At 56.8% G+C, this 14,984-nt stretch carries 14 protein-coding genes; 11 read left to right on the top strand and 3 right to left on the bottom strand.

Annotated elements, in window-relative coordinates:
- Positions 1-10 precede the first annotated feature (10 nt).
- Positions 11-1,219, top strand: coding sequence for a glycolate oxidase subunit GlcF (glcF, locus tag KZO34_RS06905; protein ID WP_219474879.1), 1,209 nt, complete (start codon positions 11-13; stop codon positions 1,217-1,219).
- Between the two features lie 74 nt (positions 1,220-1,293).
- Here the strand turns inward: glcF and KZO34_RS06900 are convergent, their stop codons facing one another.
- A complete protein-coding gene (locus KZO34_RS06900; RefSeq protein ID WP_219474878.1) occupies positions 1,294-2,505 on the bottom strand; it encodes a hypothetical protein in 1,212 nt (403 codons plus the stop codon).
- Between the two features lie 323 nt (positions 2,506-2,828).
- On the opposite strand from KZO34_RS06900, the gene KZO34_RS06895 reads away from it, so the two are divergent.
- The 7 genes from KZO34_RS06895 to KZO34_RS06865 all read left to right on the top strand — a co-directional run bounded on the left by KZO34_RS06895 (position 2,829) and on the right by KZO34_RS06865 (position 9,267).
- Positions 2,829-3,269, top strand: a complete 441-nt coding sequence (locus KZO34_RS06895; RefSeq protein WP_219474877.1) for a DUF4124 domain-containing protein — start codon at positions 2,829-2,831, stop codon at positions 3,267-3,269.
- Positions 3,270-3,359: 90 nt separating this feature from the next.
- A complete protein-coding gene (locus tag KZO34_RS06890; RefSeq protein ID WP_219474876.1) occupies positions 3,360-4,163 on the top strand; it encodes an enoyl-CoA hydratase-related protein in 804 nt (267 codons plus the stop codon).
- Positions 4,164-4,307: 144 nt separating this feature from the next.
- Entirely contained in the window at positions 4,308-4,601 is a 294-nt protein-coding gene (locus KZO34_RS06885) for a hypothetical protein (RefSeq protein ID WP_219474875.1), read from the top strand.
- Between the two features lie 54 nt (positions 4,602-4,655).
- Positions 4,656-5,426 (top strand): ParA family protein, encoded by a 771-nt coding sequence (locus KZO34_RS06880; RefSeq protein WP_219474874.1) that lies wholly within the window; start codon positions 4,656-4,658, stop codon positions 5,424-5,426.
- A gap of 6 nt (positions 5,427-5,432) precedes the next feature.
- Entirely contained in the window at positions 5,433-6,053 is a 621-nt protein-coding gene (locus KZO34_RS06875; protein WP_219474872.1) for a hypothetical protein, read from the top strand.
- A gap of 232 nt (positions 6,054-6,285) precedes the next feature.
- Entirely contained in the window at positions 6,286-8,253 is a 1,968-nt protein-coding gene (locus tag KZO34_RS06870) for a right-handed parallel beta-helix repeat-containing protein (protein ID WP_219474871.1), read from the top strand.
- A gap of 12 nt (positions 8,254-8,265) precedes the next feature.
- Positions 8,266-9,267 carry a hypothetical protein gene (locus KZO34_RS06865; RefSeq protein ID WP_219474869.1) on the top strand — a complete coding sequence of 334 codons (1,002 nt, stop codon included), beginning with the start codon at positions 8,266-8,268 and terminating at the stop codon, positions 9,265-9,267.
- Between the two features lie 205 nt (positions 9,268-9,472).
- On the opposite strand, the gene KZO34_RS06860 is transcribed toward KZO34_RS06865, so the two are convergent.
- The gene (locus KZO34_RS06860; protein WP_219474867.1) at positions 9,473-10,057 is read right to left on the bottom strand and encodes a hypothetical protein; all 585 of its coding nucleotides are present in this window, start codon (positions 10,055-10,057) and stop codon (positions 9,473-9,475) included.
- Positions 10,058-10,073: 16 nt separating this feature from the next.
- Positions 10,074-10,481, bottom strand: a complete 408-nt coding sequence (locus tag KZO34_RS06855; RefSeq protein WP_219474865.1) for a hypothetical protein — start codon at positions 10,479-10,481, stop codon at positions 10,074-10,076.
- Between the two features lie 321 nt (positions 10,482-10,802).
- Between KZO34_RS06855 and KZO34_RS06850 the strand changes: the two genes are divergently transcribed.
- From KZO34_RS06850 to KZO34_RS06840, 3 genes are read left to right on the top strand one after another with little or no spacing between them, the layout of a single operon-like run.
- The gene (locus tag KZO34_RS06850) at positions 10,803-11,552 is read left to right on the top strand and encodes a hypothetical protein (RefSeq protein WP_219474863.1); all 750 of its coding nucleotides are present in this window, start codon (positions 10,803-10,805) and stop codon (positions 11,550-11,552) included.
- 36 nt (positions 11,553-11,588) lie between these two features.
- Entirely contained in the window at positions 11,589-13,493 is a 1,905-nt protein-coding gene (locus KZO34_RS06845; protein ID WP_219474861.1) for a DUF3604 domain-containing protein, read from the top strand.
- A gap of 31 nt (positions 13,494-13,524) precedes the next feature.
- On the top strand, positions 13,525-14,973 hold the full coding sequence (locus KZO34_RS06840; protein ID WP_219474857.1) for a DUF1214 domain-containing protein: 1,449 nt from the start codon (positions 13,525-13,527) through the stop codon (positions 14,971-14,973).
- Positions 14,974-14,984: the final 11 nt, after the last annotated feature.

Genomic DNA, 14,984 nt, shown 5'->3' with positions numbered 1-14,984 from the left:
CAGGAATACGATGCAAACTAATCTCGTTCAACAATTTGCCAACACGGCGGAAGGGCAGGAGGCCGAATCCATTCTGCGGGCCTGTGTCCATTGCGGGTTCTGCACCGCAACCTGCCCCACCTATCAGGAACTGAATGACGAGCGCGACGGTCCACGGGGCCGCATCTACCTCATGAAAATGTTCCTTGAAGGGGAGGAGGCAACGGAAAAAACCCGGGAACACCTGGATCGTTGCCTGACCTGCCGAAGCTGCGAGACCACGTGTCCGTCCGGCGTGCAATACGGTCGCCTGATCGACATCAGCCGTGGTCTGATGGAAAAAGAGCTGCCGCGCGATCCCAAGGACAAATGGCTTCGCTGGGGCCTGGCGCGGGTGCTTCCCAACCGCCAGTTGTTTGGCTTGCTGCTTCGGCTCGGGCAGGTGTTCAGGCCGGTGCTTCCGGGAAAGCTGCGCACCAAGGTGCCGCCGAGAAAGCAGGCCAGTCCGTGGCCCGCCGCCAGTCACAACCGGATTGTGCTGGCGCTCGCAGGCTGCGTGCAGCCTTCTGCGACCCCCAATACCAACGCGGCGGCTGCCCGGGTGCTGGATAAGTTGGGCATCACCATGGTGGAAGCGCCCGAAGCCGGCTGCTGTGGTGCGGTGAATTATCACCTGTCCGAGCATGAAAAGGGCCTGGAGCGGATGCGTCAGAATATCGATGCCTGGTGGCCGGCGATTGAGGCCGGTGCCGAAGCCATCGTCATGACGGCTTCCGGCTGTGGCGCCATGGTTCAGGACTACGGCCATCTGCTGAAGGATGATCCGGTGTATGCGGCCAAGGCCCACAAAGTCAGCGAGCTGTGTACCGATCTTGGTGCCTTCCTGCTGAAGCAGGATCTCGAAAAACTCAAGCTTCACCAGAGCCCAGGCAAGGTTGCCTTCCATTGCCCCTGCACATTGCAGCATGCCATGCAGCAGAACGGCGTGGTCGAACAGGTACTTACGAAGGCCGGGGTGAACCTGGCGGAAACCAAGGACAAGCACCTGTGCTGTGGGTCTGCGGGCACCTATTCCGTGCTGCAGCCGGAACTGAGCCAGCAGTTGCTGGGTAACAAGCTCAAGGCGCTGACGGTGGACAATCCGGATCGTATCGTGACTGCCAACATCGGTTGCCAGATGCACCTGGAGACCAAGGCCAAGGTGCCGGTTCAGCATTGGGTTGAATTGCTGGATCAGTAAGGCGGGGTTGAGCCACCAGCAGGTGGCGCTTTAAAGGCCGGTGGTTTCCCACCGGCCTTTTCTGTTCCTGTAGACTAGAGGTCGTCGAAAAATGCGTCGTAGCTCTTTGGCATAACTTCGCCGAATGCTTCCATTATCCATGCTTCTCTTTCGGCGTCGGTGATGGTTCCCCCGGTTCCATCTGGATCTAACCACTCCGCCTTGATGTTCATCGAGAGTCGATGCCAATCCAGCACTCTTTGGGCATCAATGCCTTCTATTGCCACAAGCTCTACATACGCCTTCTTGAACTTATCGATATTTTCAAGGCCCGGATCGGTTTCGTCAGTGCCAATGATATGGTCACGAACAACCGCGACATCCGTTAAGGACGCGGGGACGTCTTCGCCCAGGAACAGATGGGTTTGACCCTCTTTCGCCCAAAACGCAGTCACTTTAGATACCTGGTTAATAACGAGATGCGTTAACTCATGACGGTACTCTCTGGCGGCAAAGTCCGGCGAAATCTTGATTCCGCTGGTGGATGATCTTCCGATTCGATCGTTGCTGGTGGCGCAAATCTGAATCTTTTTGAAGAAGGGGGCCCATTTGTCCGGCCAAGGGGATTGGCTGGGGGCATAATTGGGGTTATCCGCAAAAAATTGCTCATACCCTTCGTGGGTTTCCACCATGACGTCGCGGACTTTCTTGGGATCTCTCTCGTTGACCAGGGTGTTGTATACGAAGGCATACTGGAGGTTAGGGTTGGAACTAATATTCTGCCAGTCTGTATATCCATCTGGCATTTTTTCTGCTATTTCCGTCGCAAAGTAGTCGGAAATTTGGTCGATCGTTACTCGCTTATCGGTTCCACTTCCATCTTCATAGGTAAGCTGGCTGACCTCCAGGGCAAATTGGTTGAGATCCTTGAAACTCACCACTCGCTTCATTGCGTAAAAGGTGTCCCAGTTCAAACCGAACTGCGGCAGGATGAAGTCCATTGCACTCTGGGCCTTGGTTGCCGCGGTTCTCAGATCGTCGTTGGAGTGGGTCGTCAGGTTTGAAAACACGATGAAGTTTTCGGATTCAAAATAGTAATCGCTTGAAGAACATTTCTCCGGAAAAATATCGGCATCAGGATTCTGGTACCGCTTATTAGTTTCGCTGCTGAAGTAGAAATCCCCATCCACCGGATCCAGGTCACCGGGCTCATTTTCGCTACCTTCCGAACCGCTCGAGTTTGTAGTGCTGCCGCCGCCACCTCCGCCGCAGGCTGACAAAGCAAAGGTAAACATGAGTGCACTCATCAAAGTCCATAGTCTACTGTTCATCGACGTTCCCTATCTTTTGCCTAACTACATACTTTCGACAAGAACGTCCTGATGGGCGTTCCATGTCCCGCTAAACAGACCATGCTTCTAAAACTGCCATTTCTGCCAGTCAACTCTTTATAAAGTAGTCCTGAATGATCAATTGCTCAAAATTTTGTCGGTGGAGACTGATTCGGAATTGCCGGTACAGCATTGGATTGCACTACCGGATCAGAAAAATCGTAGCGGCTTCAAGGTATTCCCTATCGGGTTCGTTATACTGCCGCGGCACATAACGTACCCACAGGGAGTGGATTCTTATGCCATGGATTCTGGCAGCCTTCGTGTTTATTGCTTTTTTTAGTGCCCCGGCGCAGTCCGAGGTTTTCACCTGGATCGACAGCCAGGGCGTCGCGCATTTCTCGGATTATCCACCCGGCAAGATTGCCCACCAGCAGATCGAGATCCGGCCGCCGTCGACAGTGTCGATGTCCGAGAATCTCCGTCAGGAAAAACGCGTGTCCGGCATCCGCGACAACGTAAGGGGACTGCTGTCTACTCCGGATCGGCCAGCCAAAAGCAGCGACGCAATCGCCCGATCCCGAGCAAAGCTCCAGAAGATCTGCGACAGCTACCGCCGCAAGCTGGATCGGATCCAGTCAAAACTCCGAACCGGTTACAGTAACGACAAGGGCAACACGTTGCGCCGCCAGAGGCGCGCCATCAGCCAGCAACACAGCCGGGACTGTATTTTGAGGTAGAGGTTTACGGGGTAAGGTATCAGGTAAGGCGCACCGAAACGGCCATGGGTGTATATTGCCAAGGTCAAAAACAAGCGTGGAGCACCGACTATGAATACACTGCCGCAACTGACTGACGCACTGCTGACTCTTGAAGAGCGAGTCGCCGTCCTCACCCTGAATCGGCATGACCTGCGCAACGCTCTGACCGGGTCACACCTGATAGACGATATCGTGACTACCGCCGAATGGGTAAACCGGTGCGAGGATGTCTCCGTGCTGGTCATCACCGGTGCCGGGTCATCGTTCAGTGCCGGTGGCAACATCCGCGACATGGCGGAGCGGGGCGGTGATTTCGCCGGCGATGTCGCCGAGTGTTCCGAGCGTTACCGTCAGGGCATCCAGAGGATTCCTCTGGCACTGCAGGCGGTTGAGGTTCCGATCATCGCGGCGGTCAACGGCCCTGCCATTGGCGCGGGGTTTGACCTGGCCAATATGGCGGATATCCGGATTGCTTCCGACAAAGCGAAATTCGGCGAGACCTTTCTCAACCTGGGCATTATCCCCGGTGATGGTGGTGCCTGGCTGATGCAGCGGCTGATCGGATACCAGCGTGCGTTTGAGCTTACCATGACGGGCCGCATCGTTGAGGCTGCCGAAGCCCGAGAATTGGGGATCGTGATGGAGGTGGTGCCGGCTGAGGACCTGATGCCGCAGGCGCTCAAGCTGGCCAGCCGAATGGCCAGTCAGCCACCCAAGGCAACGCGACTGACCAAACGGTTGATGAAGATGGCTCAGCGCATGGAGCTCAAGGACTTTCTGGATATCTGTGCCTGCTTCCAGGGGATGTGTCACAACGAGCCTGAGCACCTGGAAGCCGTGAACCGGATGATGGAGCAGATGGGGCGTAAATAAAGCGCGCGCTCACGGCAGCGGGTGATTATTTTTTGAGCGAAAATGTCGGAAAAATTGATCTGAAGGGGTGTTCATTTCTCCGTGGGCAACTATATTTGATGGGCCAAAAGCTGTAACCGTATGTAACCATCGGAGCACGCTAATATGAATGCCCATCTTCTCGCACTGGCCCTGCTGAACGATCCAAACTACACCCTGCAATCGAATCGTCAGGAAGTTTCCGAGTCTGAGTCGGACGAGTCCCAGTCATCGTTTGAGCTGCTCTCGGAGGAGGGCGAGCTGGTCGGTTACGTAAAAACCTGGCATGAGGAAGACGGCTTTGCCGGTTTTGTGCACTTTGATGCCGACGGCAAAGTGCTGGACTGGAAAGTGTTCTCGAAAGCGCACCCGTCCGAGCTGCCAAAGGCTGCCTGGTCCCGGGCACGCTCCAGTCTCTAAACCGCAAGCATCAGCCCGTGGGCACTCCGGCATTATCAGAGGTCAGATTTTTCTATGCGGGTCATCGCGTTTTACAGTCCCAAGGGTGGAGTCGGAAAAACCGCAGCTGCCGTCAACATTGCCTATCTGGCCAGTCGGGAAGGATGTTCCACGTTACTGTGGGATCTCGACGCCCAGGGCGCTGCGAGTTTCTACCTGTCCGGTGCCCAACCGGTTCAGGGCAAGAAGCTGTCGAAGTTGCTAGAGGGCACTGCGCCGATCGCGAAGTTCATCGAAGAGAATGTCTATCCCGATCTGGATTTCATTCCTGCCCACAAGAGTTTTCGTAACTTCGATATCAAGCTCGAGCATGAGGATGGCAACGGCGTGTTGAAGTCCTTGCTCGCGCCTTTGTCCGAGGACACAAGTCTGGTGGTGCTGGATTGCCCGCCCACCCTGTCCCGTTTAACCGAGCAGGTTATGAAGATCGCCGACCAGGTCTACGTGCCGTTGTTGCCAACCTGGTTATCGATGAACAGCTGGGACCAGTTCCGGGAGTTTGTGGCGGATAAAAAACTGGGCATCAAAAAACTCCGTCCCTTTTTTGCCCAGGTTGACCGCAGAAAGAAATTGCATCGGGATCTGGTCGACAGGCGCAGTGAGCTGTTCGACAACGCGTTGCGGGCCACCATCCCGTACTCGAGTATCGTCGAGCGGATGGGGGAAGAGGGTTTGCCTCTCGAGGTTCTTGCCCCGCGCTCGGTGCCGGCCGAAAACCTTCGGGGTATGTGGTCGGAAATACGGCATGATCTGTGGCGCAAGGGGCGAAGAGTCGTAGTAGACTGATAGTTCGTGTTGTTCCCCAAAGGAAGGCTTGTACTCGTGAAATTGAAAGGGATGTTCCTGGGAGTTGTGCTCGTTGTAGCTGGGTGTGGCGGGTCCGGCAGTGGCGAGGTGGTTGAAGATGCCGGCACCGACGATTCTGGCAGAACCTCAACAACGGTCGATGGTCTGATCTGTTCTGACACGTCCCCAGACATTCCGGGCTGTTGGGCGACATCCTGTGATCCGGCTCGGGCGGAATTTGAGGATCTGTATTTCCGCTCCGTCGTATCGTTTGCGAACTCCGGAGAGGTTCGCCATTACCTGCAGCGTTTTGATAATGCCAACTGCACTGAGCCCGCCATTCGCACTGATCAGTTGTTTTCGGACATCAGTTTTGAACTTTTTCCACGAGTCGTCGGAGAGGATGAAGCAAACGTGGAGGGGCGCATCCAGTTCGAGCTGCCCGAGGATAACGCATCCAATGAATTGGAAAGAAAATCCCTGACCCCCTATGACATCACCCCGCAAGGTGAGCTCTGTTATGACACGGACGTGGTGAGATTCTTTTCTACCGGTTGGTCAGCCACCTACAGCCAGGATACGACTGCCATGATTTCATACTCTGATTGTCTTGTGGCGTTGGATTGAGTTCTCTTTGGAACGCGCTAATCTTAAAGACTTTACTGATCGCAGGCGCTGCCGGAAACCTGAGTAAAACAAAAAGTCACTCCTTGAGCGTTTTTTTCTTCCGGTCGAAAGGATGCAAAAAGGGAGAGTCTTGACTAAAATTTGTACAAAATAGCGACATGGCGTTCATCTAAGCTGCCAGAGGGAGTTGGGAGTCCTGGTTTAACACCAACACGTTCAGGGACGACAGATCGTGAACATCAATCAATCCCTATTGGTCGCGACCATAACGGGCTTAATGGCGTTGCCCGTTAGCGCGCAGCTCTTCGAAGTCTCAACCAATGACGAATTTCAGAGCGCACTGACGGCGGCGGCGTCCAACGGCCAGGACGATACCATCGTACTTTCCCCCGCCCTTTACGTTCCTGAGTCCCCGGGCCAGCCGTTTACCTATGACAGCACCCAAAGTTATGACCTGAGGATTGAAGCCGAAATTCCAGGCGAGGTGATTCTGGATGGTCAGTCGTTGGGTGAGATTCTTTACCTGAGTGGTGATGCATCCGCCGATACCGCCAGCATTTCGATCAAGGGTATTCGGTTTCAAAATGGCAAAGTGGGGGCGGCTGGCCGTCGCGGCGGCGGGCTGACCGTCCTGAATGCCGACATGCTGCTGGACCGATCCGAATTCGTCGACAATTTCTCCGACAAGCCAAATTCAGGCTCTGCCGTCTTCCTTTCCGGAGGCTCATTTGCCATCAACGCGAGCAAGTTTGTGGGGAATGTCAGCGACGCCTGCGGTGCTGTTTACTCGGAAGGTGCCCTGGACGGCTCGGTGACCGGTTCGGAGTTCCGTTCTAACCGTGCGAGGCGGGGCGGGGCAATCTGCGCCTATAGCGGACGCCTGACAATCTCCGGGTCGGAATTTCGTAATAACGAGGCGTCGGAAAACGGCGGCGCCATTGCCGGCGCAGCGATTGAGCTCAAGAGTTCGGTTGTTTCCGACAACACGGCGACCCGGCTTTCCATTGTCTCTGCGTCCCGAGAATTCCACGCAGAGAACAGCCTGTTTGAGCGGAATCAGGTACCGGATGGAACCGACAGCGGTATGGTTCGTTGTGAGCAAGCCTGCAGCGTGGTGAACAGTGTCTTTGAGCGTAACACCGGTGCGCCAGCAATAAAGATGCAATCCGGGAACGCCGATAACCTGGTCATTGCCAATTCGCTCTTCCTGGGTGGCAATGCGTCCGCGTTCGCTTTTGCCAATGCCGATGCTCGCGCAACGATACTGAATAACTTTATTTCCCTGTCCTTGCTGCCACTTCCGGAATCCCAGATTAACCAGCAGGACAATATCCTGAATCAGCCGGATCCGGCCCTGGGGCCGGACTACTCTCCCCTTGAAGGGTCAGACCTGATTGACGCGGGGACGTCCCAGGCTCAATTGGTTGCGCTGGCCGAAATGGATTACCTAGGAAATCCGAGAGTGGCAGGCGCCAATGTCGACATCGGTTGGGTGGAATTCGGTTCCAGCCCGACGGCTCCGGTTATTTCCAACCTGGCTTTGGAAACGGCTGGAGCCAGCAATCTGGATAGCTTGAGCTTTTCATTCAATGTCGAGCTGGCGGAGGGGCGCTCGGTTGTGCTCACGGAGCTCTGGACCGATGAAGAACCTGACTACCAGGCGATCCCGGCCGAGGGCGGTGTTTTTGGCGGCGTGGTATTTGTGAACGGTGGCGCGCACCAGATAAGGATTCGTGTGACCGATTCGAGGGGTGAACGTTCAGAGGCACTTTACTCGTTCACGTTGAACAGCCTGAGCACGGAGGGCGTGGCACTCAGAGTTGAGGAAGAGATTCGGGCGGCGTGTGCGGAGGATATGGAATATTGCGGGATTGACGTTGAGTCGTTCGTCGCGCAAGCCATTGAGGAAGCCAAAACCTCCTGCAAGAACGACCCTTCCTCTTGCCAGATCGAAGCCGGCTCCTTTGATGGCGGCTTGATTTCCTCCATGACTCCAGGTGACTGGAACCTCTATGGCACCGGGCGCGATATCACCGATCTGGCGACCGTGTTTGCTGACGCGCGTGTTGTCTGGTTTCACAACCGCGGCACCTGGGAGGCGTTTTCCACGCAACCGGATGTGATTCGTATCCTCAACGCCAACGGCATCCCGATGATTTCAAAAATTCCTGCTGGCCGCGGTTTTTGGGTCAAGAAATGAGGGGCCGGTGATATGTTCGGACGACCCATAGGAGTGGGGCTGGTCGCAGTCTCGTTGGTTGCCTGCAGCGGAGCCAACGATGGCGAATCCATCAGCATTCGCGCGACCGCTGTCACGGACAGCGACGGCACGGAACTGGATTCGGTGTTCCCGAACCAGACCTTCATCGTCAGTTGGAATGTGGCTGCCGTAAGACCGGAACAGCGATACTCGGTCTGGGTCAGAGCGGTCAGCGACGCTGACTCAGAAGGAACGGACATTGCCTTCCGAGAGTGCGCAGAACCGGGCACCCGGGGCAACTTTTCCTGCACTGCCCTGGGCCAGATCGAGTGCCTTCTGGACGCCGGCGGTCAGGTGTCCTGCCAGGGAGAGGAGAGTCCAACCGATCTGAGTGAAAACAACTTTCAGTTGGTGTTTGAAGCCTGCATGTTTGCCCGATCCGGAAACCTGCTCTGCCAGACTCGAGACCTGGGGGCATCGATTAACCTGGCCCCCGGGGGCAGCACACCCCCAGCTCCCCCTGAACCGCCCGTAGACGACCAAGACCCTCCCGAAGAAGAGCCCCCGGTTGATGACGACCCACCAGGCAACGGTGGAGGTAACGGTGGAGGTAATGGCGGTGGTGGCGGCCCGCCAGGTAGGGACGACGATGATGAGGAAGACGATGAAGATCCTCCTGTAGAGCCGGAGCCAGAGCCAGAGCCGGAGCCGGAGCCGGAGCCGGAGCCAGAGCCAGAGCCGGAGCCAGAGCCAGAGCCAGAGCCGGAGCCGGAGCCAGAGCCGGAGCCGGAGCCAGAGCCGGAGCCGGAGCCGGAGCCGGAGCCAGAGCCGGAGCCGGAGCCGGAGCCAGAGCCGGAGCCGGAGCCGACGCCAGAGCCGACGCCAGAGCCGGAGGTCGCTCCAACAGGTGACGAAGCTGACACGGTGGAAGCAAATGCACTGGATGATTCCGCTCCAGCGCCTGAATCGGAACTGCCGGAAGAACTACAGCCGCCGGGATTCCCGGTGCTGTAGCAGGGTAGGGTGGAGAGTTGAAGAAGAATTGGTGTCAGCCTGCGACTGCACAGCCATGAGCGCTTACCGTCTGGTGCTTGTCAGAAACTGAGTGTCAGTTAGAACATAGGGCCCCAAAAACGCAGGTTGTAGGTTTCCTCTTTGCTCGCTTTTCAGCCGCTGTTCGGCCTGCACGGAAAACCATTCCCACGCCAGGAGGCAGCTGTCAGCGGTACTCCATGGTGCGCTGTCCAGCGTGTTTTGGGCTGCCGCGCAGTTCAAATCCGCCTTCGCCGCTGTCCAGGTCGCTGCTTCGGTCCCGGGCGATGGTGGTTGAATCCAGAAGGCTGATGCCCCAAAGGGCCGGATTCACCTCGCCATGCTCGTAACTCTCCGCATCCACCACCGGCATGACGGCGAGAACAAAAGCGAGGCTACCGCCATCGCCGATATTGGCGTATGTGTCGTCGGTGCCACTGGCGATCAGGCTTCCGGCATGATCGAACTGGAAAAGGGCGGTTCTGATGTGGGCAGTTGATCGTGCGAAGGCCAGTTTAAAGACGCGCAGCACCGGCTTCGATGAGCTGATTCCTACCTGGAATTCGTCAATGTCCACCTGCTGGTACAGGAATGAGTAGCCATCCTGCAGGGCCGTGATTTGGTGCGGCGGCCCCAACGCATCAAGGATTTGGGCGGAATCCGGGGTGGTGCTATCGGCCATGACCCGCTCGACGGCGGGCATGAAGTTGCGACCCACATCATTATCGAAGTGAGTGCAGCCACTGAGGCAGATCAGTACAGTGCTGGTCACAGACCATCCGATCGCCCTACGAATCATCGGGCAGGGTTTCCTTGCTGTAGGCATAGCGCTGCAGCAGGCCATCCTCGTCAAAGAAGAAGACGGCCCGGTCGTAGCGTGTCACCTTGCTGGAGCGGTTATAGAGCAACAGGAAGTACCCTTCGCCCGTTACCTGTTCCCGCATGTAGTAATAAACGGCCTGCTGTCGCAGATTGATCAGTTGGGAGGGCGGGCCCAACGCGTTGATGACGTCATCCGCGGTGGTTGTTCCGGGTTCCCACGTGGGTGTGCTCTCGGATCGCCAGGTATTCTCTACGCCTGCCTCTTCGGACCAGTTGGCGCAGCCCTGAAGCGCCACCACCAGCGCCAGTATCATCAAGCTGACCGAACAGCCTCGGTAAGTAATTCGTTGGGGGAGCGGGCTATGCTCTGGCATTGCGTCCACCTCCAGTCGACGGCTCATCAGATTAGGTGCCGGCAGCATCAAACGGCGGCATGTGATGCCTTTCCCGAGAGTATAGTCCACGCTAAGGTGTCCCGAAGAGCTTGCGCTGGCCCCGGAAACGCCCCTGACATTGACGCGGGTCAAGCTGGCGCAACAGGCTGCACGTCTTGCATTGTGGTCCCTGATATCTCGACTAGACTTCAATACTTGAGGGAAACCCTGCATTAAGCGGCATCAAGGTATCACTGCTGTTGCCAAGGAGTGGCCGACTCCCGTTTCCATCCCCTGATCTTTCCCCGGGAGGGTGTGACAATGAACACAGTGATCGCGTGCCTGCTCGGGGCTCTATTGCTACTGCCGACGCTTGCCCAGGCTCAGGATTGGTCGTTTGCCGTAAGTCCCTACCTCTGGTTCGCTGGCGTTGAGGGCGATGTGTCCTCCATCCCGGGCTCTCCGGTGGTGCCCATCGATGTAAGTCCGAGCGACGCCCTCGACGATACCGAAGCCAGCTTCATGTTGATCTTTGAAGCGAGGAAGGGCCACCACGGCTTTGTATTGGATACGCTCTACACCGACGTCCGCTCCGAAGAGCAACTGGCGCCTGAAATCGACCTTTCCCTGAAATCCACGTCAAAGAACGAGGCCTATTCGGCCGCCTACCTCTACGAATTTCACGATCAGGGACCAACCCGACTGGGCCTGTTGGCCGGGGTACGCTATTGGGGCATTGAGACCATCCTGTCATTTGGTGGGGGCTCCGGCGAACTCGCTGACATACGGTTAAAAAATAAGGAAGAGTGGGTGGATCCTTTCCTGGGTGCCAGGGGGCGATTGCAACTGGGGGATTCCAGCTTCTACCTGGCGGGATGGGCAGCAGCAGGAGGGTTCGGGGTTGGCTCGGACATGTTCTACGACTTCTCGGTTAATGGGGGCTTCCAGTGGAACAGGGCTATTGGCACAACGCTGGGGTACCGGGTTTTCGACGTGGACTATGACGATGACGGCTTTGTCTACGACGTCGAGCAAGCCGGATGGGTGCTGGGTTTGACCTGGAGTTTTTAGTTTGGAATCGCATGCCAATCAGGCAAGGAGAGCATCATGCGAGAAATAATTCCCTTTGCACTGGTCGGCGCTTTGGTGGTTTCTCCACTGAATGCGCAGGAACTGGTTGGCATGGTGCCCGATTCAGACGCCGTGTACTCGCCCTACATTCAACATGACTTTCCCAATCAGGTGCTGTTTGGTGATACCCATCTGCACACGGGGTACTCGGCGGATGCCGGCCTTGTGGGTGGTCTGACAACGCCGGACGATGCCTATCGCTTTGCCAAGGGAGAGACTGTGAAGTCTTCCCAAGGTATTCTCACGCGGCTGCAACGCCCCCTGGATTTTCTGGTTGTGGCCGATCACGCAGAGAATCTGGGGCTGCTTTTCGGGCTCAAAGAGAAAAACCAGGCTTTGCTGGGTACCAACTGGGGCCAGGAAATAGCGGAGCTGTTTGCTCCCGGCACAGCGGACGCCATGGCAAAGTCCTACTTATACTGGGCCAACACCTTCGCCCTGTCGGAAGAGCCTGAAGACCCGCTTGAAGGGACCGGATTCAACGAATCCATGTGGCAAAGAATGACAGACGCGGCGGAACAGCATAATGCGCCAGGGGTGTTTACGGCTCTGATTGGCTATGAGTGGACCTCCGGCCCACAGGGCAACAACCTTCATCGCAATATCATTTTCCGCGATGGCAAGGATAAAGCGGATCAGATCGTTCCGTTCAGCGCCTATGACAGCAGCGATCCTGAAGACCTATGGGACTGGATGGAACAGTATGAAGAGGCGACGGACGGCCGCCTGCTCGCCATTCCCCATAATGGCAACCTGTCGAATGGACTGATGTTTGACGACGTTACCCTGACCAGCAAAGAACCGATCGATGCAGCTTATGCGGAACGGCGGATGAGGTTCGAGCCGGTTTACGAAGTCACCCAGATCAAGGGGGACGGTGAGGCCCACCCGGCGCTGTCTCCCAGTGATGAGTTCGCCGACTACGGTACCTGGGACAAAGGCAGTTTTGGGCCCGAGCCGAAAACGCCCGAGATGCTCCCCCGGGAATATGCCAGAGAGGCATGGAAGCGCGGGCTCGCATACGAGGATTCACTCGGGGCCAATCCCTTCAAGTTCGGTGTGATCGGATCCACCGATGCCCACACCGGACTGGCGACGACGCAGGAGGACAACTTCTTCGGCAAGGCCGCCTCCGTGGAGCCAACCAGTGATCCCGTCCGCTTTAACGAGCCAATTACCGGCCGTTCCACTCCCGATGATCCCAGTGACGATATAGTCCATGCCGAGGCCCTCGCATCCGGGCTTGCGGCGGTTTGGGCGCGGGAGAACACGCGTGAGGCCATCTGGGACGCCTTTGAACGCAAGGAGGTGTTTGCCACCACCGGCACGCGGATACGGGTTCGGGTGTTTGCTGGGTGGGAGTTCAAAGAGGAAGACCTGAATCGCTCTGACTTCGCAGAGTATGGCTACGCATCCGGAGTTCCCATGGGCGGTGACCTCACAGCCGCCGAGGACGGCAAACCCTTAACCATGCTCATCCGTGCTCTGCGTGATCCGGACGGGGCCAATCTCGACCGAGTGCAAGTGGTCAAAGGTTGGGTCGACGAAAGCGGTGAGAGGCAGGAGAGGGTCTTCGATGTCGCCTGGTCAGGTGACAGACCTCCGGGGCCAGACGGCAAGCTGCCGGCTGTGGGCAATACCGTCAATGTTTCCGAGGCGACCTACTCGAATTCAATTGGGAGTGCCTGGTTGCAGGCTTTCTGGAGCGACCCGGAGTTCGACCCGGCGTCGCGCGCGTTCTATTACGTGCGAGTCATTGAGATTCCCACACTGCGTTGGACCACCTTCGACGCGAAGGTCTTCGGTGTATCGCTTCCGGACGGAATCCCGCCGAGCCACCAGGAACGCGCCTATACCTCACCGGTCTGGTACACGCCTTGAGGGAAAGTCGTTTAGCAGAGGGAGAAGCGATATGAGGTACACAGTAACGTGCGTTATTAACGCTGCAATTTTCGCGATCGCCGGAACAACTACCACATCGGCGGCGGACCTTAACGACAAGGAGATGGAGAATCTCGTCCTTCGGTCCTACCCCTATGTCGCCATGTTCAATGTCAACAACAAATTCGCGCTCGATGCGAACAACCCGATGAGTTCGGGCGGCTACAATCGTGTAAAAGCCAACACAGAGCTGGCTGACCACACGGTTCAGGCCATCGCGCGGCCGAACAATGACACACTCTATCTGGGGGCCATGGTCGACGTGACTGAGGAACCGATTGTGATGGAACTCCCGGCATTTGACTCGAAGTATGTTTCCCTCATGGTTACCGCTTACGACCATTATGTGAACATCCCGATGTCCACGGGCGAAGGTGACTTTGGCAAGCCCTCCACGATTTTGTTCTACAGCCAGCGCACCCCTGGTTACGGCGGTGAAGCCGTGCCAGGAGTGGATGAAGTCTTTGAGGTGACGGGCGACTTCGTCAGCGCTGTGCTTCGAGTCATGCCGCACGCGGCCGAGCCCGAGCGCTTCCGCGCCAATCTTGCCGCGATGCGGGGCGTGGATCTGGAGCCACTGTCTGAGTTTCTGGGCAAAGCTGACAACGGCGCCCATTTCGTTCCCTGGGGCAGCCCGCCGGGTATCTTGAAAAGCCTGGATTTCAAGGAGGATATGGCACGCTTCCCGGAATTTGGCTCAGATTTTGAGATCTTCGAGGATCGCTTCCTCGAAGTCATGCAATTTGTGGTGAACCATACCACCTTTGATCCTAGTAACGAGTTAGACAATGCTCTGCTCGAGGCTTTGGAGCCGCTCGGTGTTGAGCCAGGTAAAGACTTTGACCCGGAGACTGTGGTTGAGATCGACGGCGCCGCCCTGCGAGAGATCGCCGAACGCTTTGCAATCCAGAGCCTGGAGAAGATGGGCGATGAGGAGTTCGTCAGCCGGAGTGGGTTCACGTATTTCCAGCCAAAAGGCGAGATGACAGCCGAAGCCCTGGCCAGCCAGTCGGTCATCGGACCGATCGGGCAGCCGGCAAAGGAAGCCCTCTATCCGCCAGTGAACACCGGTAGCGGCGAACCCATGAACGCCATGTTCGATTATGAAATTGTGATGGCGCCTGAAGATATGCCGCCCGCCAGGGCCTTCTGGTCGGTGACGTTGTATGACAAGGAAAACGGCTTTTTCATCCCCAATGACCGCAAGAAATATAGCGTTGGCGAGAATACAGGTTACAAGCTGGACGAGGACGGTGGCATCCGAATTGTCATCTCTGCTGAGCGGCCTCAGGGGGTGGCGGCGGAAAACTGGCTACCCATAGAGCGGAGAGATATCGATCTCAATGTCATTATGCGGATCTATTCTCCCGATCTTGAGAAGTTCGGAACATGGCAGGCGCCAAAAGCCAGCCGACTGTGAGGCACGGCGAT

Source organism: Marinobacter sp. F4206 (genome assembly GCF_019392195.1).
Lineage (GTDB): Bacteria > Pseudomonadota > Gammaproteobacteria > Pseudomonadales > Oleiphilaceae > Marinobacter.
This window is presented reverse-complemented; position numbering and strand designations above follow the sequence as displayed.